Source organism: Shewanella sp. NKUCC01_JLK (genome assembly GCF_019345615.1).
Classification (GTDB): domain Bacteria; phylum Pseudomonadota; class Gammaproteobacteria; order Enterobacterales; family Shewanellaceae; genus Shewanella; species Shewanella oncorhynchi.
The window spans coordinates 19,779-40,797 of record NZ_JAHKRD010000015.1 but is presented as its reverse complement, the minus strand read 5'-3'; the positions used below and the strand labels follow the sequence as shown (position 1 = coordinate 40,797).

21 protein-coding genes are annotated in these 21,019 nt (G+C 44.7%); 11 read left to right on the top strand and 10 right to left on the bottom strand.

Translation table 11 applies throughout. The features are described 5' to 3' along the window. Both KO537_RS16305 and KO537_RS16300 read left to right on the top strand, forming a co-directional pair. Entirely contained in the window at positions 1–582 is a 582-nt protein-coding gene (locus tag KO537_RS16305; protein WP_219234923.1) for a cytochrome c oxidase assembly protein, read from the top strand. After that, complete coding sequence (locus tag KO537_RS16300) at positions 579–1,454, top strand: cytochrome c oxidase subunit 3 (RefSeq protein ID WP_105250644.1); 876 nt, start codon at positions 579–581, stop codon at positions 1,452–1,454. Before KO537_RS16305 ends, KO537_RS16300 begins: the two co-directional genes overlap by 4 nt. A gap of 4 nt (positions 1,455–1,458) precedes the next feature. Here KO537_RS16300 and KO537_RS16295 read toward each other — a convergent pair whose 3' ends face one another. After that, positions 1,459–1,677 (bottom strand): DUF2909 family protein, encoded by a 219-nt coding sequence (locus KO537_RS16295; RefSeq protein WP_105250645.1) that lies wholly within the window; start codon positions 1,675–1,677, stop codon positions 1,459–1,461. Between KO537_RS16295 and KO537_RS16290 the strand changes: the two genes are divergently transcribed. From KO537_RS16290 to KO537_RS16270, 5 genes are all read left to right on the top strand, one after another. Next, entirely contained in the window at positions 1,676–2,440 is a 765-nt protein-coding gene (locus KO537_RS16290; RefSeq protein ID WP_219235010.1) for an SURF1 family protein, read from the top strand. The genes KO537_RS16295 and KO537_RS16290 overlap by 2 nt on opposite strands. 90 nt (positions 2,441–2,530) lie before the next feature. After that, complete coding sequence (locus KO537_RS16285) at positions 2,531–3,076, top strand: hypothetical protein (protein ID WP_219234921.1); 546 nt, start codon at positions 2,531–2,533, stop codon at positions 3,074–3,076. Beyond that, complete coding sequence (locus KO537_RS16280) at positions 3,076–4,053, top strand: COX15/CtaA family protein (protein ID WP_219234919.1); 978 nt, start codon at positions 3,076–3,078, stop codon at positions 4,051–4,053. The genes KO537_RS16285 and KO537_RS16280 overlap by 1 nt, the downstream gene beginning before the upstream one ends. Before the next feature lie 14 nt (positions 4,054–4,067). Next, positions 4,068–4,973: a heme o synthase gene (gene cyoE / locus KO537_RS16275; protein WP_173248226.1), complete on the top strand. Its 906-nt coding sequence runs from the start codon at positions 4,068–4,070 to the stop codon at positions 4,971–4,973. A gap of 47 nt (positions 4,974–5,020) precedes the next feature. Beyond that, complete coding sequence (locus tag KO537_RS16270; protein ID WP_173497969.1) at positions 5,021–5,653, top strand: SCO family protein; 633 nt, start codon at positions 5,021–5,023, stop codon at positions 5,651–5,653. Here KO537_RS16270 and KO537_RS16265 read toward each other — a convergent pair whose 3' ends face one another. Then, positions 5,654–6,700, bottom strand: coding sequence for a polysaccharide deacetylase family protein (locus KO537_RS16265; protein WP_168827212.1), 1,047 nt, complete (start codon positions 6,698–6,700; stop codon positions 5,654–5,656). A 22-nt stretch (positions 6,701–6,722) separates the two neighbouring features. On the opposite strand from KO537_RS16265, the gene KO537_RS16260 reads away from it, so the two are divergent. Together KO537_RS16260 and KO537_RS16255 are read left to right on the top strand one after the other, a co-directional pair. Beyond that, positions 6,723–8,090, top strand: coding sequence for an MATE family efflux transporter (locus KO537_RS16260; RefSeq protein ID WP_219234917.1), 1,368 nt, complete (start codon positions 6,723–6,725; stop codon positions 8,088–8,090). An 80-nt stretch (positions 8,091–8,170) separates the two neighbouring features. Next, positions 8,171–10,108, top strand: coding sequence for a S9 family peptidase (locus KO537_RS16255; RefSeq protein WP_219234915.1), 1,938 nt, complete (start codon positions 8,171–8,173; stop codon positions 10,106–10,108). Positions 10,109–10,192: 84 nt separating this feature from the next. On the opposite strand, the gene nfuA is transcribed toward KO537_RS16255, so the two are convergent. The 7 genes from nfuA to KO537_RS16220 form a co-directional block, all read right to left on the bottom strand. Further along, the gene (nfuA, locus tag KO537_RS16250; RefSeq protein WP_006079591.1) at positions 10,193–10,771 is read right to left on the bottom strand and encodes a Fe-S biogenesis protein NfuA; all 579 of its coding nucleotides are present in this window, start codon (positions 10,769–10,771) and stop codon (positions 10,193–10,195) included. A gap of 239 nt (positions 10,772–11,010) precedes the next feature. Further along, on the bottom strand, positions 11,011–12,759 hold the full coding sequence (gene urdA, locus KO537_RS16245; RefSeq protein WP_219234913.1) for a urocanate reductase: 1,749 nt from the start codon (positions 12,757–12,759) through the stop codon (positions 11,011–11,013). Between the two features lie 92 nt (positions 12,760–12,851). Continuing rightward, positions 12,852–13,616: an outer membrane protein OmpK gene (locus KO537_RS16240; RefSeq protein ID WP_219234911.1), complete on the bottom strand. Its 765-nt coding sequence runs from the start codon at positions 13,614–13,616 to the stop codon at positions 12,852–12,854. A 174-nt stretch (positions 13,617–13,790) separates the two neighbouring features. Continuing rightward, positions 13,791–15,035 (bottom strand): HAMP domain-containing sensor histidine kinase, encoded by a 1,245-nt coding sequence (locus tag KO537_RS16235; RefSeq protein ID WP_219234909.1) that lies wholly within the window; start codon positions 15,033–15,035, stop codon positions 13,791–13,793. Then, positions 15,022–15,699, bottom strand: a complete 678-nt coding sequence (locus tag KO537_RS16230; RefSeq protein WP_113940244.1) for a response regulator transcription factor — start codon at positions 15,697–15,699, stop codon at positions 15,022–15,024. Before KO537_RS16230 ends, KO537_RS16235 begins: the two co-directional genes overlap by 14 nt. A gap of 2 nt (positions 15,700–15,701) precedes the next feature. Then, the gene (locus KO537_RS16225) at positions 15,702–16,448 is read right to left on the bottom strand and encodes a helix-turn-helix transcriptional regulator (RefSeq protein ID WP_219234907.1); all 747 of its coding nucleotides are present in this window, start codon (positions 16,446–16,448) and stop codon (positions 15,702–15,704) included. Positions 16,449–16,626: 178 nt separating this feature from the next. Then, positions 16,627–17,409: a ComF family protein gene (locus tag KO537_RS16220; protein ID WP_173497962.1), complete on the bottom strand. Its 783-nt coding sequence runs from the start codon at positions 17,407–17,409 to the stop codon at positions 16,627–16,629. Positions 17,410–17,441: 32 nt separating this feature from the next. On the opposite strand from KO537_RS16220, the gene bioH reads away from it, so the two are divergent. Together bioH and KO537_RS16210 are read left to right on the top strand one after the other, a co-directional pair. Next, positions 17,442–18,236 (top strand): pimeloyl-ACP methyl ester esterase BioH, encoded by a 795-nt coding sequence (bioH, locus tag KO537_RS16215; RefSeq protein ID WP_173248240.1) that lies wholly within the window; start codon positions 17,442–17,444, stop codon positions 18,234–18,236. Positions 18,237–18,297: 61 nt separating this feature from the next. Next, a complete protein-coding gene (locus KO537_RS16210; RefSeq protein WP_173248241.1) occupies positions 18,298–18,855 on the top strand; it encodes a hypothetical protein in 558 nt (185 codons plus the stop codon). Between the two features lie 99 nt (positions 18,856–18,954). On the opposite strand, the gene KO537_RS16205 is transcribed toward KO537_RS16210, so the two are convergent. Continuing rightward, complete coding sequence (locus KO537_RS16205; protein ID WP_219234906.1) at positions 18,955–20,919, bottom strand: LTA synthase family protein; 1,965 nt, start codon at positions 20,917–20,919, stop codon at positions 18,955–18,957. Positions 20,920–21,019: the final 100 nt, after the last annotated feature.

Here is a 21,019-nt window from a genome sequence, read left to right as displayed (position 1 = left end):
ATGGCAACCCAACACCAGCAAGATAAACCTAAATCAAATCGTAAACTTATCAGCATGTTAGTTATCGGCTGTATTGGAATGTTTGGTTTTGGATTCGCGCTGGTGCCGCTCTACGATGTGTTGTGCGAGCAACTCGGTATCAATGGAAAACCCTCCAATACCGCGAGTAGTTATCAAGCAATCACAGTAGATACAAGCCGAATAGTGACTGTGGAATTTATTTCTCAGGTACAAACAGGCATGCCATGGACATTTGCGCCACAAACCAAACGGCTCGAAGTTCACCCTGGCGAGCTAATCCATACGGCATTTTTGGCGCGCAATATGTCCACTAAAGCAACGATTGGCCAAGCGATACCTTCAGTTTCGCCCGGCCAAGGTGCCGCTTATTTCAATAAAACAGAATGCTTTTGCTTTAATCAACAACCCTTAGCGGCGGACACTAGCGCTGAACTGCCGCTCATTTTCTATGTGGATCCTCAGTTACCTGAGTCTATCCACACTCTGACCCTCTCTTACACTCTCTACGACATTACCGACAAGCAGTTAGCGTCTGCCATAGAGCAAGGAGCTGCAAAATGACAACGAAACATCAGTCTTACTACGTTCCATCCCAAAGTGTCTGGCCTATTGTAGGTGCCATTGGCTTGTTCTTAATCGCCTCTGGTGCAGGCCTTTTCGTGCAACAGTTGAAATCAGGTGCATCCGGTGGCGGTTATGTGCTGCTGGTTGGGATAGCTGTGATCCTATTCATGCTGGTAGGTTGGTTTAGAACCGTGATCCAAGAGTCGATGGCAGGGCTCTATTCTAGCCAAATGGATCGATCGTTTCGCCAAGGTATGAGCTGGTTTATTTTTTCGGAAGTCATGTTTTTCGGCGCTTTTTTCGGGGCACTATTTTATGCCCGCATGTTCGCAGTGCCTTGGCTCGGTGGCGCATCGAATAATGCCATGACCCACGAAGTACTCTGGCCTCAGTTTGAAGCTATTTGGCCGCTCATTACTACGCCAGATGGCACTAAAACCCAAGCTATGCCATGGACTGGACTGCCATTAATCAACACTATCGTACTGCTAACCTCCTCAGTTACCTTACATTTCGCCCATGTCAGCCTAGAAAAAGGTAAACGTTCTGCCATTACTCTCTGGCTTGGTATCACCATACTCTTGGGTATGGGTTTCCTTGCCTTACAGGCAGAAGAATATATGCATGCCTACCGGGAAATGGGACTCACCCTGACCTCTGGGATTTATGGCAACACCTTCTTCCTGTTAACTGGCTTTCACGGCATGCATGTCACACTGGGGACGCTCTTTTTATTCGTGTTGTTTTTCAGAGTGTTGAAGGGGCACTTTAGCGCAGATAAACATTTTGCGTTCCAAGCGGGGAGTTGGTATTGGCACTTTGTGGATGTGGTCTGGCTGTGTTTGTTTATTTTCGTTTACGTTCTCTAGTGCTTTAGTAAGGCGTGGGATTGGGGCTAATTAACCCAGTCCCTAAGGCCACCAGCAATAACAAGATAACGAGCACGGAGAAAATCACTCGCCGACCAAGATAACGGCTCATAGGCACTTTTTCATCACCTTTCACCATAATAAACAAGGCGCGACCTAGATTAAAAATGATGAATAGCAACAGCAGAACTAAGACCAACTTAAAAATGAACAGGCTATTCATACAATATCCTCACGTTCTGCTGAATAAATTAACGGTTTTTCTACTGATATTGACTGTGGCTGTATTAACTATATTGGTCAAGTTGGGTTTATGGCAGTTAGCCCGTGGTGAAGATAAAACGACGCTTTCAGCCAAAATGGAAGCAAGGCAAGCTTTGCTGCCATTAAGTTTTGAGCAGCTCCAACTCAAGGTCGGCAAAGAAGGCGTAACGGGTTATCGACTGCAAGTACACGCCACTCCCGCAAGCTCACAAATCTGGCTGCTGGATAATCAAATCTATCAAGGTCAAGTGGGATATTTAGCCTTCCAACCTCTACAAGTAGAAGTTGAAAAACCTTGGTTGCTGGTCGAATTAGGCTTTGTTGCCGCAGGCTCCCATCGTGATGAGTTGCCTCACATCACTCCCCTAAGCGGGGAATTAAATATCGAAGGCAGGCTTTATCAAAAGCAAATCAATCCCTTAAGCCAAGCTTTAATGGCAGAAACAGGGACAAGTATTCGCTTTCAAAATTTAAATATGCCCGAAATGGCTAAGGTATTAGGGCACCCAGTGTTACCTGTCGTGTTGCAACCAGAGCAATTACCTTCCCTCACATTGCCCCATCCTTGGCAACCTTTCCCACTGTCGGCACAAAAACATTGGGGCTATGCGTTGCAGTGGTTTTCGATGGCAGCCGTATTTGCAGGGCTAATGCTGTGGCAAGGGATTAAATATGTAAAACGCCATAGCGCCCAAACAGTCGCAAACTCAAGGAGCAAATAGGGAAATTCGTACCATACTTAGCAAGACACTAATAAAACTAAATAAATATAAAACAATAAATTAGGGATAATTTGAATGAGAGGAGCAAGCATGAACTCCCAGAACAAATCTAAACACAAAGCATTAGGGCTATTACTGCTGGCGTTTATTGCCCCCGTAGTGATTGCTAAGCTAGTGCTGAGCCTGAATTTATACCATGGCGGTGCCACCAATCATGGCGAGCTGATCAGTCCCGAAACCAGTTATGCCAGCCTTGGGGTTGAAAATTCTAATCCCAAAGAATGGCAACTACTGTATTTATTGCCCGCCAAATGCAACGATACTTGCCGCGAACGCCTGTATATTTTGCGCCAAAGCCACACAGCGCTAGGGCCAGATCAGGCGCGAGTAGAACCGCTCATCCTCACCCATCCCGACAGCGATCTTAACGCCTTAAGCACCTTTAACTTCAATACTCGTCCTGCCAATGCAGACTTAAGCAAATGGTTAGATGAACAGCAGCTAATCATAGTCGATCCCTTAGGCAGCTTAGTCCTGCGCTACCCTCAAGTGCAGGGCAAAGAAGCACATTTAGCTCAAGGCAAGGCGCTGATTGCGGATCTGCGTAAGTTGTTAAAACTGTCGAGGGTAGATTGATGCAACTAACTTGGATCCTACGCTTAACCTTAGTCTTTACCCTATTGGTGATTTTAATGGGCGCTTACACCCGCCTATCGGATGCAGGACTCGGCTGCCCCGATTGGCCAGGCTGCTACGGCCATATTAAAGTGCCCACCCAAGACCATGAAATCGCCCATGCGCAAACTATATTCCCAGATCACGATATCAATCCAGAGAAAGCTTGGCTGGAAATGATCCACAGATATATCGCAGGCGGACTTGGCTTACTGGTGTTGTTCATCTTAATTTTGTGCTTAAAAACACCGGAAGCACCCAAAAAGTTGCCGATCATCATAGTGCTGCTGATCCTCTTTCAAGGAGCGCTAGGCATGTGGACTGTGACCATGAAACTCATGCCAATAATTGTGATGTCGCATCTTATTGGTGGCTTTAGCCTAATCTCGCTGCTGTTACTCCTTTACCTGCGAACCCGACCTCGGCGTATATTTAATAGCGAAACCCATCCTCGACATCTCGCACCGTTAGCGTTGGTGAGCCTATTCGTCCTTGTGGGTCAGATTATGTTGGGCGCTTGGACATCATCGAATTACGCGGCGCTCGCCTGCACCTCTTTACCCATCTGTGAGGGAAATTGGGTAGATAACTTAGCAATAGCCGAGGCATTTTCACCGTTTCAAGGCCAACACCCTAGCTTCGAATTTGGGGTACTCGATTACCCTGCACGAATGACTATCCACGTAGCCCACAGAATTGGCGCTATCGTCACTGCCAGCTTGTTACTCGTGCTCGCCTACCGATTATTTGTGGGCGCTACGGGACTTAAGGCTTTAAGCCTTTTATTAGTGGGGCTAGTCATACTACAAGTGAGCTTAGGTATTTCTAACGTAGTGATGCATTTACCACTCGGTATTGCCGTGTCTCACAACGGTGGTGCGGCACTACTGCTACTGACCTTAGTCACAATCAACTATTTTTTATGGCGCAAAGCATAAGCGAGGGATCCAAGATGGCAAAACCACTCTCAATCACCAGTAGCCTGCCCACTTTCAGCGTAACATGGCGCGCCTATTTTGAAATGACCAAACCTAAAGTAGTCGCACTCATGCTGCTCACTGTCTTAGTCGGCATGTGTCTTGCTGTGCCCCATGCGGTCCCCGTTCAACCTTTAATCGCCGGTATGCTGGGTATTGCTATGATGGCGGGTTCAGCGGCGGCGTTGAATCATCTGATCGATCGCCGTATTGATGGCTTAATGGCGCGCACCTACAATCGCCCGCTACCCAAAGGGCGTATTTCGGCCACACGCGCGTTAATTTTCGCCGCTAGCTTAGGTAGTTTTGGCTTTATCGTCTTATATTCCTTAGTCAATCCGCTCACAGCTTGGCTGACCTTTGCCAGCCTGATTGGCTATGCCTTGGTTTATACTGCCTATTTGAAGCGCGCAACATCACAAAATATTGTGATCGGTGGCCTTGCGGGAGCTATGCCACCCTTGCTGGGATGGACGGCAGTGACGAACGAATTTCACGGCCATGCGTTATTGCTAGTGATCATCATTTTTACGTGGACGCCGCCACATTTTTGGGCACTGGCCATTCACAGACGCGCCGAATATGCCAAAGTAGATATTCCCATGCTACCAGTCACCCACGGTGTCGAATTTACGAAAACCTGCATCTTGCTCTACACAGTATTGCTGGCGATTGCTTGCCTGTTACCTGTGCTGGTTGGTATGTGTGGGCCAGTGTATTTCGTCAGCTCGAGCTTACTCAGTACGGGATTTATCTATAAAGCATGGCAACTTAAATATCGGGATCATGATGGCTTAGCGATGCAAGTGTTCCGCTTCTCTATCTACCATTTAATGTTGTTATTTATGGCATTACTGCTAGACCACTATTTGTGGAACTAGTGTATGGAACGAGTTTGTCGCGCTAACCTGTATTTATGGAGCGAATAATGCAGAAAAGAATTTTAGTCATCGCCATTTTGTTGTTCGGTCTTGGCGGCCTATTTGCGGTGAAATTTAATCCCCCAAAACCTATCGAGTTAGAGAGCGGTTTTCTGTTTCCACAGGCCTATGAATTAGCGCCCTTTGAATTGGTTGATCAACACAAGCAAGCTTTTACCAATGCCAGTTTGCAGGGAAAATGGAGCTTATTTTTTATCGGTTTTACCTTTTGTCCCGACATTTGCCCTACGACCTTAAATAAACTTGCGGCGGCTTATCCTGATCTAAACAAAATAGCGCCATTGCAAGTGGTGTTTCTATCCGTCGACCCCAAACGAGATACACAGGATAAACTCTTAACCTATGTAAATTTTTTCAATCCAGAGTTTAAAGCTGTAACGGGTGAACAAACGCAGATATTTCCCCTCACCCGCAGCTTAGGACTCACTTATGCCATGGTGGGTGAAGGAGAGAATTACCAAGTCGACCATAGTGCGGGTTATGTATTGGTGTCGCCGCAGGGAACGCGAGTTGCGGTATTTAAACCTACGGCAGCGTTAGGCAAACCGCCGCAGGTATTAAATGATAAATTAATTAGCGATTTTGAAAAAATAGTGGCGCAATACAAACCTAGCCGCTGATCACTCTTTAACCCAAGAGCCATCGTCCTTTGGCCTCACCCAAGGCTGAGAAAACCAATAGTAGCCATTACGCGCCTTACTCGGCGCTGTGCAGTTATAACGCGAGCGCCCCGCGGGCAAGGCTAAATCCGCTTGAACACTAAACTCGTTTTCATTGAGCCAAGTCGGCTGTTTTGAGCCTTGACCTTGGATGTAACACATCACCTGCTTAGCAGAGATATCACTCATATCGAGGGTCACTTTAAGCTCTGGACGCCAATGACCACCCTTTAACTCAGGATCACTTGGGGTTTGTGCAATCACAGGCATATTTAAGCTGTATAACTTTGCCTTAAGGCTTTTTAGGTCAGCATATTGTCCAGCAACGGGGAAACGCGGCAGTGCCGTTAATGGCGAATAGGGCCCCGCGGCACCGGACTGTTGCCCAAAAGCGACAAAGCCGTTCTCAGTTAACATATCCTGCAACGCTTGATTGTACTCACCGTAGGGATACGCCAACATTTTAAAATTGTGCCCTGTGGCATCTGCAATCGCTTTTTCTGTATCTAAGATATTGGCTTTTATCCGCGCTAACCACTGCGCCTGTGATTCGTTTTCTAAGGCGCGGATCAAATGTTCGTGCGCCCAACTGTGATTAGCAATATCGGCGCCTTCCTTGGATAATGTGATGAGTTCATCCCAAGTCATCATCTCGGTAAACTTTTGTTTAATCGGCTCAATTGCCACAAACAAGGTGTAGGGGAATCCAAATTCCTTTAGGATAGGATGCGCCGTAGTCGCTATACTGCGATAACCATCATCGAAGGTAATTGCGATTGTTTTAGCGGGTAAATCTTGTTTTTGCTTGATCGCTTCAACCACTTTAGAAAGCGGGATCACCTTAAAGCCGTCATCGACGAGAAACTGCATTTGCTCACGAAATTGCGCGGGCGTAACGCTGGTTGCCGCCGGAGTGGTTTCTGACACATGGTGATATTGCAGAATGACCACGGCATGGGCAGAAAACGTCATTAGCCCTATGAGTGCCAACAGCACACGTTTAACCATAATGTGAACACCTCTGAAATTAATGAATACTGCTAAATCAACTTGGCTCGACCTCATGCTCAACGGCGCGAAAAATCGCCAGTTACTAGCGCTCGCCCTGCCGATGATACTCTCCAATATCACTATCCCGCTGTTGGGCTTAGTCGATACGGCTGTTATAGGTCATCTGAGTGAGGCCTATTATTTAGGGGGAGTCGCTGTCGGGTCAACGATTATCACATTAATCATTTGGTTATTGGGATTTTTGCGTATGGCGACGACAGGTTTAGTCGCGCAAGCCTTTGGTGCTGACGATCTTCACGCCCAGCACAAACTCTTAGTCCAAGGCGCTATGCTAGCGATGTTATTGGGCGCAGGCGTTATCGCACTGCAAGTCCCGATATTGAATTTAGCGTTAGGATTATCCGAAGCGAGTAGCGAGGTCGAACGTTATTGCCGCGAGTATTTTCAGGTACGGATTTGGTCAACGCCCTTCGCCCTGCTCAATTTAGTGATGTTAGGTTGGCTCTTAGGGCGACAACAACCTAAAGCCGCCATGTGGCAGCTGATTTTAGCCAACCTTGCCAATATTATCCTCGATGTGGTGTTTGTCCTCGGTTTGGGTTGGAGCGTTAAAGGCGCTGCCCTCGCCTCAGTATTTGCCGATATCACCGCTTTCTCAGTCGCACTCACTATGGTGTTACAACAACTCAAGCGTGCACCAGAGTTTCACTTATCCCACCTATTCCCCCATGTCACCCTGACTGGTTATGGCAAATTACTGAGGCTCAACACAGATATTTTTGTCCGTAGCCTCTGCTTGCAGGCAGCTTTTGCCTTTATGACATTCCATGGTGCAGGTCTAGGTGATAATACCGTTGCGGCCAATGCCGTGTTATTGAATTTACTGCTATTAATCTCCTACGCTCTAGATGGTATAGCCTATTATGCCGAGGCAGAAGTCGGTCGAGCCTATGGGCAAAAACAGGCAGAACAATTAAGGGAAGCTGTGATCTTAGCTTGGTGCTGGTCGGCCATAACGGCACTAGGATTCTGCGCTGTATTTAGTCTTTTTGGCAGTAATATTATCGCGTTATTGACCAGTATTAATGAGGTCAGAGCCACTGCGCAAACCTATCTTATCTGGTTAATATTCTTGCCTTTATGGTCCTTTAGCTCGTATTTATTCGATGGTGTTTACATAGGTGCCGCTAAAGGAAAAGTGATGCGCAATAGCATGATACTCGCCACCTTTGGCGCGTTTTTCCCAACATGGTATTTACTGCAACAGCTATTACTACCAGAGCAAGGCAACCATGCCCTCTGGGCCGCGATGAGTGTCTTTATGATCGTCAGAAGCCTAACGCTCGCAGGGCATTATTATTTCAGTCAGGCCTTTTTACATAAATAAATCTGTAAAGACAGTAGTTTACTAATCTCAAAATCATTATTATGTTGATTTTACAATTGTAACGAAGATGTGAATCGATAATGAAAAGGATTTTACCGCTGCTATTGCTGTGGCTATGTAACTATACGGTTGCCAACACTGCGCCACAATTACCCGTTGAAGCCTTTGCAAGCATCCCAGATGTTAGCTCTGTGCAGCTCTCGCCTAATGGCAAAAAAATCGCTTCTGTTGTACGGGTCGATCAAGCCAAACTCAAAGGTACTGTCGTTAGTATCCAAGATATAGAAACAGGCGAAAAAAGCATTCCGCTGCACACGGATAATCAAAAATTTGTCATCCTGTCTCTACAGTGGGCAAACGATAATATCTTACTGATCAGTGCTAAGTTTCCGGCTAACCGTTACGGTACACCTACAACCGAAACCCGCCTTGTTAAGTATGATTTGACCACGAAAAAGACCTCGAGTGTCCTTCCGCGCAGCGTCTTAGACCGTCTTAATTGGATCCCGCAACATCAGGGGCAAATTATCGATCTTATGCCAGATGATCCCGATAATATTTTACTGTCATTAGACGGAATGGGCGAAAACGTAGGCGAAGACAGCGTTCTGAAAGTCAATTTAGCGCAGGGGAAATCCAGTTACACCCAAAATGCTAAAAAGAAGATTATAAGTTGGATTACCGACAGGCAGCACAAAGTCCGAATTTCTATCTACAACGATGATACTGAGTACCGTATTTATGAACAGGCCGAGCAAAAGAGTGATTCACGCTTGCTTTGGACCTTTAAAGCCTTCTCTGAGGACACGGTTTGGCCATTAGGTTTTGATGCAGACCCTAATATCCTCTACGTTCGCGCCTATCACCAAGGTTTCGAAGCCATTTTTAAAGTGAACCTGACCGACCCTAATCTTACAAAAGAGTTGGTTTACGCCAATGAAGCAACTGACGTCGAAGGGGATTTACTCTACTCGCAATTAAAGAAAAAAGTCATTGGTATCAGTGAAGGCGACGGCGAGGAATACACCTTCTGGGAAACAGAATATGTCGGACTACAAAATGGTCTTAAGGCTGTATTACCCGATGCTCACAACTATATTACTCAATTCAGTGCAGATGAACGCCGCTACATAGTGTATTCCACCAGCTCGACCGAGCCTGGCACTTATTATTTCGGCGATAGGGACGAAAAAACGTTATATCCCATCGCGAACAGATACGGCAAGCTCAATAGTGAGCTACTCGCCAACACCCAACATCTAACTTACGAAGCAAGGGATAAGCTCAAAATCGATGCTTACCTAACAGTACCAAAGGGACTCGAAGCTAAACAGCTACCGACGATTATTTTCCCCCATGGCGGCCCGATCAGTTACGACAGTAACGGCTTTGACTACTGGGCACAGTTTTTCGCTAATCGGGGTTATGCGGTATTTCGAATGAATTTCAGGGGGTCGGCAGGTTACGGCTATGAGTTTATGAAGGCTGGCCTAAAAAGCTGGGGACTCGAAATGCAAAACGATGTTGAAGACGGGACTCGTTACCTAATTGCTCAAGGGATTAGCGATCCCAAACGCATTTGTATTGCCGGTGCGAGTTATGGTGGTTACGCGGCCTTAATGGGGGCAGCTATGACTCCCGATCTTTACCGTTGCGCCATCAGTGTGGCTGGTGTGACCGATGTGGCCTACCTAGTAAAATCAAGCCGCAGACATACCAACTATGAAGTGGTTAAAGAGCAAATAGGAGATGATCTCGATGCCCTCTATGAGCGCTCACCTATCAGTAAAGCAGATAAAATTAACATCCCAGTATTACTGCTACATGGCGATAAGGACAGAGTCGTTAAGGTTCAACATAGCCGAGAAATGTATGACGAGCTCAAATCACTGAATAAACCAGTGGAGTATATTGAGTTGGAAAATGGTGATCATTACCTGAGCAATAACGACAACAGACTCGCGACGTTTAAAGCCTTAGATAAGTTCTTAGCTGACAATCTTAACCCTAAGTTATAACTTAACAACAGCACTTAAAGCGGAAGCCAAATATAAAAAACGCGACTCTAAGGTCGCGTTTTTCATTCAGCTTAACAAACAAGATTAAGCGTAAGAATGTTCACCGTGTTGGTGATCTGTCACGTCACGTACGCCAGTCAACTCACCTGGGAACATGTCTAACAATTGTTTTTCGATACCATCCTTCAGGGTGATATCAACTTGAGAACAACCATTACATCCACCGCCGAACTGCAGTACGGCTACGCCTTCTTTGGTAATTTCAACCAGCATGATATTACCACCATGGCCAGCTAACTGAGGGTTGATTTCAGATTGGATCACGTATTCGATACGCTCGACTAAAGGTGCATCACCTGACACTTTACGCATTTTTGCGTTAGGTGCTTTGAGCGTGAGTTGTGAACCTAATTGGTCAGTCACAAAATCGATAGTGGCATCTTCAAGGAAAGGTGCACTCTTCTCATCGACCATAGCATTGAAGCCAGTGAACTCGATTTCAATATCATCACTTTCCACTGCATCCGGTGGACAATAAGACACACCACACTCGGCTTGCGAGGTACCAGGACTGATCACAAATACGCGAATATGAGTGCCTTCAGGTTGATCTGCTAACAACTTAACAAAATGGGCTTGAGCCGCATCGGAAATGGTAATCATGAAAACCTGCTCCGTCAGGGGATACCTGAGTGTTTTAGTAAGAATTAGCCGTATGATACTCCGACTCACCTTCGCTTTGTAGTCCTTTGGATAGCAAGTTTATGGATTTTTGCCATAGCGATCACGATTTATTCATCATAAACAAGCTTTAAACGAATGTGTTGTACGCGAGTGAACTGCATCATTTACAAACAAAAGCGACCCAATTGGGTCGCTTTAAGCCAGACATAAAATACAAACTATTTAGCCGCTTCTTGTCCCGCGATACGACCAAAGACAATGATATCAGTGTAAGCATTACCACCGAGTCGATTGGTTCCATGGGTTAAACCAGTCACTTCACCCGCAGCAAACAAGCCCGGAATCACCTTTCCTTGTTCATCAAGTACACGAGTACGTATATCAACCGCTAGTCCACCCATAGTATGGTGCACAGAAGGTGTCGCCTTTAAAATCCAATAAGGTCCTTTACTTAAATCAACCAATCCTGAGCGATGATTAAAGGCTTCATCCTTTCCTGTTGCGGCATAACTATTCACGTCTTTAATCGTTGATAACAGCTTATCTTCAGGAATATTAAAGACTTTAGCGGCTTCTTCTAAGGTGTCGACCTTATACATTAGCCCGTCTTTTGTGAATTCCTTCAGTTCACCTTGATGCATTTCAACAGTATGGGCAACATCTTCAATAGCTTGGTTCCAGAGCACATAAGTATAACGGTCTGGTTGGGCTAGAATGGCCTGTGAAATCACATCTCGGCGTTCCAATTCCTCAACAAAGCGCTCACCCTTCTGGTTGATTAACACCGCACCAAAGAAGCGAGAGTCTGCAATCAAGGCAATCGCACCCGAGGTTGGGCTACAAATAGGATATGACTGGATATATCCCATATTTTTAGCTGCTGCATGTATTTTTTCTGCCATCACAATACCGTCACCAGTACCACCTGAATGACCAGTGCTGCCATAACGTTCATCTAACTCTGGGTTATATTTTTTACGCATTTCCATGTTAGACGAGAAGCCCCCCGTGGCAATCACAACACCGCGTTTTGCATAGTAGGTTACCGTTTTGCCATTATGAATCGCTTCTACACCCACAATTCGGCCCGTTTGATCTTGAATTAACTTTTCAGCCTTAGTATTGGTATGAATTGGTAAGCCTACTTCTTCAGCTTTAATAGAAAACTTGCTGATCACCTCTGCTCCGGTATGACCTTTAGGGATAAGCGCACGTTTCACGCTGTGTCCACCAAACTGAAATAATTGATCTGGGTAAAATTCTACTTTGACGTAATCCCTTAACCACTCAGCAGCATCAACCGCATTATCGACCATGGTTTTAACCATTTCAGGGTCACCTTTGAAATCGCCGCCTTTTAGCGTGTCGCTAATAAACAGGTCTTTGCTATCGGTAACACCCATATTTTTTTGTACCCAACTACCAGCAACATTCATCTCAGCACCCGAGATCAATGAGTTACCACCAATAATTGGCATTTTTTCAATAATAACGGCGGAGCGGCCTGCGGCCATAGCCTCTAAACCAGCACTGAAACCTGCACCACCCGAGCCAATAATCACCACATCATAGGTATATTCTGCTGGCGTTAATGCTTCATTTTTTTTAGCTGAAGCGACAGCAACTAACGTAACACCTGCGGCTTCAATACTTTTACCCACGGCTTCTTTAAGCGCTTTAGACGTTACGGTTGCGCCTGCAATACCGTCAACCTCGATAGAGTTATTATCAATAATCGCCTGTTTAACATCTTTAAATACGGCACCAGCAAGGACCTTATTTTCCTTTTGCTTTAGTACATCAATCGCCACAATGTGTCCGTCTTTGAATGTGGTTTCGACCTGCACTTCGCCATGCTTGCCTTGAGCGGTTCCCTGGCTTTTTACTATTTGATGGGTAACTTGACAGCCGACAATAATTGCTGTTGCCGTGGCAGCAATACCAATAATGGATTTTTTATAATGCATTACAATTCCCTTATTATTTTTGATAAAATTTAGAACAGCACCAAATTAAATGAGATTCTACTTATCAAAATTTCAACCTATTTGATAAACCGTTAAAACTGATAACCAACAGATATACCGTATTCAATCCCATCATTATATTGCGAACCCCAGCTATCATAATGGGTGATATATAACTTTGAAAATATTGAATCTGTGAGGCTTGTTTGTAATGTTGTAATTATCTGATGGCCATAGCTGTCATATGAAAATAATATTTGATGCGCTTCATCCCTATTAATTTGCGCTTCATAATTCAAACTTAAACTATGTTTTAACCCTAGCAACTCAAATGGGTACTTTGCATTTAAAACCACGGCATAACCTGACAGATCATTAAACTTCTCTGATGTGGGGGAAAAGCTACCAATGGTATAATTTAAACCGACACCATAGTTTAGTGATAAATTTTGAATTTTTGCATTATGAGTAATACCTAAGTAAAGATTATCTTCAACTAACGTTTCACTCGCAGAGATAAAGTTCTGAGTCCAGAAGTTGAACTGCGACTCTCCCAGCTTATTTTCAAGTATCAATAATGACTTAATGGTAGTTTTACCATCAAGATTCTTCTGATTTTCCGCGATTTCAGCAGGGTTTTCGAGCTTAAGATTAGCAAAGTAAGTACCCCAATCAGCAATTCCTAAATGATTCAACTTTACAAAAGGTTGATTAAAAACACCTGGGTTATCTTTTTTTGCGTCACTGGTATAAAACTTATAACCTAAATCCACGCTCGTTTTATTCACATCAGCATATACTGAACCACTAAAAATAATTGCACTGACTAAAATAGATGCCACACTTTTTTTACACATAGAGTCCCTCTCAACCATGTATTCTAGGAAGTATTTTAAAATACTTATCGACCAGTAAACTTTATATAATAAAGTTACTACGAATAGCATGATGACTATGTGATCTAAGCCCAACGGCGCTTTTGCATTTTAAAAGTGTGTGGTTTAATGCAGTAAATCTATAGTTCTCATTCTTTAGTTATTAGATATTACCAGCCTAGCAGTAAATAAATTATTTGCAGATGAGCTAGTAAAAATCCAACCCAGTTGATTCGCGAGACGTTTCACCAATAAAAGCCCTAAACCAAATCCATGGCGGCCCTTACTATTGTAGGAATTGGTTATTGCTATACAACAAGCATCTTGAGTAATGCTAATATCCATCCCACCATGCTCAATACTATTCCTTAATAAATTGCTTAATATTATTTTTAGCGGATGAAGCTGAACTGGCAAGCAAGTATCGTCACACAATAATTGAATTTTTTGCTCATAACCATGTACCCGTTGCTGCTCCTCGATAATACTGGCAAGTAAAGGCGATAATGCTACGTTTTCCTTTTCTAGGTTTGAACACTCTTTATTAGTTAACCATAGTAGGGTTTCAATGAGTGACTTCATTTGATTGGTCGCCTGGGAAGCATACAGGGTTGCCCCCTTAAGCTCACCTTGTTGTAATGCGAGGATTTCGAATGAAGATTGGCATATGGCGACTGGCGTACGTAACTCATGACTAGCAAAACGTAAAAAATTGAGTTCTCGCTGCTGAGCCTCCTGAAGTTGTAAAATCGAGTTATCTAAAGCATCAACAATTGCCTTTAATTCAGCATATTCTTGTTCTGGTAAACTCAGTTTTCCTCCTCCTTCCCAATCATGTTGTTTAATCGCATGACTAATTTGATGAACAGGCGTAATCACTTTACTTTGCATATAAAACGCTAAACTTGCACTGGCACAAAAGGTTATCAAGACAAGCAGCAAGATCGCCGTCATATTTTTAGGGGCGAATTGCAAATCATGGGTAACACTAAACTGCAGCCAAACGTATAGCGGCTGGCCAGTTTGGGTGTAGTACACACTTAACGCGTTAACAATGGGGCCTTCTGCATGTTCATAGAGAATTTTGCTCGCATCAGTTAAGACTTCATTGTGACTTAACTCACGAATTTGCAGCGGAATATCTAGCCAATGAGGATAGACAGTTAAGTTATCGGTTTTTAGAAGTGGTTGATGAAGTAATGATTGCTGAGTTGGCTCCGCCATCTTCAGTAATGCTTCGGCCGCTTGCCCTGCATTGTGCATTGTGACCTCATGCATAGAAATCATACCTGCACACATCATGCAAAGCGGGATAAAACTATTCACGCCTAAGGTTATTAATAGAAAAATAACTCCCCACACTTGATAGCTACGCTTGAGGCTAAGTTTAGGCGCTTGCATTGATATCATCTCTAAGGCTTAAACCAACGCCACGAATCGTATGTAATATTTGCCGTTCAAAGGGGCGATCGATCACTCGACGTAAAAGATGAATATGGCTGCGCAAGCTGTCACTATCAGGTACGCTGTCGGGCCAAAGCATTCGCTCAATCTCTTCTCTACTCACCGTTTCTGGACTACGCCTAGCTAATAAAGCCAAGATCTGCCATCCGGTTTTAGACAAAGCCAGCTGTTGCCCTTGCCGATACACCATGTGGTTTGCAAAATCGATTTCTAGGTCGCCAATAGTCAACCTTTGGGGTGCGGGACGACGCTGAGCAACCACCTTCAATCGCGCGACCAGTTCCTCCATTGCAAAGGGTTTTACTAAATAATCGTCCGCGCCCACAGCAAAACCACTCAAGCGATCATTCAGACTACTACGTGCAGTTAACATGATTACTGGTGAGGTAATGCACTGTGCTTTCCAGCGCTCACACGCTTCAATCCCATCACCATCCGGCAAATTTAGATCGAGAATAATAGCGTCGAACTGCTGCTGACTAATGAGCATATCCGCTTGTGCTAGGTTGAAAGCGTAATCACACTCTATACCACTCAATTCAAGATATTGAATGATGTTGTTAGAAAGAAGTCGATTATCTTCAACCAGTAATATCAACATATTTAGATCAACTCATATTGATGGGCTAAATGGATTAAATTTGCTCTATTTGTAGCCCCAAATTTCTTACGCATGGATTCCATATGATATTCAACTCCTCTGACACTTATCGGGAGCTGAGTTGAAATTTCGTCGTTTTGAAGACCGTTTGCGACCATAAGTAGGATATCTCTCGCATTATCTTTAAGCAGAGAGCTTTGTAGAAATGGATTGAACAATTGTTTATTACATTCAAAAAGCTTGTTTTGAGCTTCCTTTAAAGTGTCTGCCAATCCCTCTAACACCACCTCCGAAGCACTAAGATGGCTAAGTAGTATAAACCGGCCTACCCAATGACGATTAGAGTGGCATGAGATGGGCCAGCTCAAAACACTTTGAATATTATGCTTACTAAACAATAGGCTGGTCTTATCATTTTTTTCACTCGTGAATCTATACATATAAGATTTTGAAGTATCCAATGAAAAACCAAAATTGAAATCATGGGAGGCTATCTGATTTAAATAAAAACGCTGTAATTCAGCCATAACAGGGGAAGAAGCTATGCTGGCGATAGGTTTTCTTAGTGCCGTAGGAGAGAACAGATTGGTATCTTTTGGAAAGTGATAATTTTCATACGCACAATGTGGAACTCCTTGAAACCAGAAGCCACAAAAACCATGTAGCTTTAAAGAGTAGTTTATCGCCTGAATAACGTCCTTCAGCGTTGATGCCGTATCTGCATTTGATCGCGCCAGTTTAGCGTCCATAAATACCCTCCAAACGAAATAATATAGGAAGGTATCTCAATACAAAAAATAAACAAAACCCATTGATACAGATACTTACATCTTGTCGCAAAATTAAAACTTATTCATTTTTACTCAGTATTTTTGACATAATTTTGACATACACAAAGATATAATGGAGCAATGCTTTTAACCGTTTTTAAATATCATCCAACAAGCCTGGCGCTTCAGCCCTTGCCAAACACCATACTTGAACATGCACATAACGCGCTTCGAATAAGCGAGCAATTTCAGAGACTGTAGTGCCAGTGGTGACCACATCATCCACCAATGCAACACGTTGGAACGCAAAATCATCCGCTAACATAAAGGCATCATGTAAGTTGCGTCGTCGCTGTGCCCCCGAAAGCCCCGCCTGCGGTCGAGTGTCTTGCTGGCGCGTTAACCCTTCGCTCACTAACGGCAGTTGCAAGAGCTGTGATAACTCATGGGCAATTAACCACGCCTGATTAAATCCCCGTTGGTGTAAGCGTTTTGGATGCAATGGAACTGGCACTATCGCTTGAGGCAGCGAGATTAATCCTTGCTGTTCTAATACCTTAAGTCGTGCCACTAAGGCGCGACACAGCACTGGCAAAGCGGCAAGTTGACCTTGATATTTAATCGCACCAACCCAAGCCCCCAAACCTTGATGATAACTACAAGGTGCAATGACTTTACGTGGCTGGCGCTTTTGGCATTCACCGCAATAATCGACTTCTATTTGCATCGACTTACCGCAACCTAAGCAAATAGACCCATGATATAAGCCAGATTGAAGACAAACGGCACAAATGCCAGTCTCGGGAAGTGATATGGATTGGTGGCACAGCAGGCAACGGTTAGGTAAACTGCCCGCCAACCACCTTGTGCCGAGTTGATAGCCTAAACGCATTATCCGCAAAGCAGATTGCGGCCAAATCCTTTTGACAAAGTGCGGCATACATTCACCTAATCCATTTTTGAGGCACTCAAGTGAGCAAAGTGACATCCACAAACCAAGCAAATTTGCATATTGAAATCAGCGGCCAAGGGCCAGATCTGGTGATGCTTCACGGTTGGGGAGTGAATAGCGCTGTGTTTACGCCATTACATGAGTCACTGTCTCAGTATAGGGTGCACTATGTAGACTTGCCGGGCTTCGGCCATAGCCAAATGGTTGAAGGTGGCCTATCAACCTGGGTAGATACCTTAGTCGCTGCATTGCCTGAACACGCTATTTGGGCCGGCTGGTCACTCGGTGGGCTCGTTGCGACTCAGGCAGCGTTAAGTTATCCACAAAAAATCAAAGGCTTGATTACTATTGCCTCATCCCCTTGCTTTATGGCAAGGGAAGACGAAGCATGGCCGGGCATTCCGCCCCAAGTCCTTAATCAATTTAGAGAACAACTCGGCCAAAATTTACCTAAAACTATAGAGAGATTTCTGGCGATTCAAGCCATGGGTAGCGAAACCGCCAAGGAAGATATCAAACAACTGCGCGATCTTGTCCTCGCACGTCCTTTACCCAATACCAGAGCCTTAACTCAAGGCCTAAATATGCTAACCGACGTCGACTTAAGGCAGCAACTGATAGAGTTGCAACAACCTTGGCTAAGGATCTGGGGCCGACTCGACGGGCTAGTGCCCAAACGCGTACCACCTAAAATGCCCATCACAGCTCAAAGTGAGGATGTGATGCTCGCCAAAGCCTCTCACGCGCCCTTTATTTCCCATCAGCAGGAGTTTTTGCAGGTATTTATGCCTTGGTTAACGTTACAGACACGTTAACGCTTTATCTTTGAGCGATTAATGACTAGTATTTAACCATTAATGTGCCAAGGAATTTCCCATGTTAGTTGTCAGTAACTACCCCCAAGTCCCGCTAGCGACCAGTAATGTCGCGACGGACTCGGCTCGGGTCGACAACCAACTGAAACCTGTGGTCATCCCACCACAAGCGGCAACTAAAGGTCACGAAGAACGCGCCTTTAATCCACAGAATGAACGCACTGCGGATCAAGCTCAACAACAGGCAAAAACGCTCGAGCATAATCAACAGCAAGTTCAAGAAAAACAGCAGCAACAGCAATCCTCACAGCAACAGAACCAACAACAGCAAGAGAAAAAAGCGCCCCTTGTAGTGGCCGAGCGTGTTTTACCTAAAACGCTAAAAATTGCTGCAAGAGGCCAAGCGGCGCTGCAACGTAAGGATATACGCTTAAAGGTCAGTCAAGGTGCGGCAAATTATGCCAGCAGTAACGCCAAAGCGAATACCAGCAGTACAGCAAGGCAATCGCTTCAAGGCGAATCGAGTCAATTTTATCAACAACTTGGGCAACGCATTAGTCAGTTCTATCAACAACAGACTCAGCCAGAGCAAGAATCTATTATGTCGACGTGGATTTAACCTATTCCAATCGTATGAATCCGTTTGCGCACAAAATTAGCAGGAATGATAAACAAAAATGCCGCTAAAAATAGCGGCATTTTCCATTCTGTTTAACGCTTATTTAGGCAAACGATACAGCTCTTGCTGGTAGGCTAAACTGCCCCACAATGCCCAACTTAAGGCTTTCTTCTCTAGCGCGGCAGCAGCGGGGGGATGAGGCGTTAACTGCTCGTTTTTTTCATTATATTCGAAACCCTGTGCCTCTTTCTCTGGTTGCAGAATGACCACATCTTTACCTTCCATCAGCGCAAAGTTTTTATCGTATTGCATCAGAGCACGCCCTGGCCAATCATCGCTGACCTGAGTTAAGTCACGGCCCAGCATAGGGTAAGAGTCAGATATTCCAATCAAGGATAACAAAGTCGGCGGCAAGTCAATTTGACTCACGATACGATGATCGCGTTTTGGCGCAACATTATCCCCAAGAATTAATCCCGGAATACGGAAACGCGATACTGGCACCAGATCCGCACCACCCACTCGACTGTCATGGTCGGCAACCACGATAAAAATCGTATCTTTCCAATAGTCTGCGTTTTTCGCCAATTTGAAAAACTCACCAACCGCATAGTCAGCATATTTCGCCGCATTGTTGCGAGTTTGCTTAGGTTGTTCATAAAGTTCGATACGATCATCTGGGAATTCAAATGGATCATGGTTGCTCGAACTAAACACTAAACTAAAGAAAGGCTTACCTTCGCTATGCAGACGCTCAAACTCACTGTTCGCCTTGCGCATTAAATCTTCGTCTGACGCGCCCCACGAGCCCACAAAGGCTGGAGATTTGTAATCTTTCTGATCTATGATGTCACTAAAGCCGTTGCCCAAGAAGAAGCTACGCATATTGTCGAAATGGCTCTCACCACCATAAATAAACTGCGTTGTATAACCATGATTTTTAAGTAATTCAGCAATACTGAAAAAGCCAACTTGGCTCTTACCTAGCTTCACCACAGCGCGAGCTGGCGTTGGCGTAAAACCTGTTGTCACGGCTTCGATTCCGCGTACAGATCGTGTACCAGTAGCGTACAAATTATCGAAATACCAACCTTCTTTAGACAAGGCATCGATATTCGGTGTCAGGGGTAACCCACCTAAACTGCCGACAAAACGTGCGCCTAAGCTCTCTTGCAATAGGATCACTAAGTTCTTTGGCTTACCAGTATAACTGGCTTGGTTAAAGCTCAGTGATGGGATATCCGTTGAAGTAAAGGCACTTTCAGGGCGACCACTTTCCTGCCTAATCGTTGCAATAACCTCCGCGTTATCTAGCTTGCCATACACTTTAGAAGCATCTTCTTCACTATCCATCTGCTTGATGGCAAACACCAAGGAATAAGCAGAATTAATAACTAAAGAGTTCACTAATGGATCGTCAGCAAAGGCCACCAGAGCGGGGTTAAGCGGACGATGACCCAAGGTTGAACGGGCACCTAATATCGTAATTGCGATAACGATTAACGCTAATACTGGACGCCAATACCAGCGTGGAAAGCGCAGGTTTTTCGTCAGTTTACCGCTGAGAACCCAACCGCCCCAGAGTGTACCTATGGTTAATAATATTGAGAAAATAAGCTCAAGCTTACGACCCGCCCACAGCATAGAAAGCACTTCTTTCGGGTAGATCAGATATTCCACATACAAACGATTCGGACGAAAACCGTATTCTTCAATAAAAGCGGGGGTCGATGCTTCTAAAAACAGCATTATCCACAGACCGACGGTTAACCACACCCGTAAAATCGGCTGCCACAGACGGCCAATAAAATGATCACCTGAAAATAATGCGGTTCCTAAGGCAGCAATACCCCATAACCAGCACAGGGTAGCGATATCGACGCGTAAACCTTGAATTAAGAGATGCGACCAACCATCAACAGCGGCCACGCGATCGGCTTGCCACAGCCCTAAAGCGATACGGCTCGCGGTGGCAATGAAAAGCACTAATAACGAAAAGATAAAGATGGCGCGAAAAGGCCCATGGGCATTGTTTCGCCCGCGAGGTGATAAACCAGATTGCATGTGTTACCCCAAAACGTGTAAAAAGAGCCACTCTGCTTTGGAGTGTCAATTTGAAAAATCGGTGAATAAGCTGTGCTATGACAACCGATTTTGCTTAACG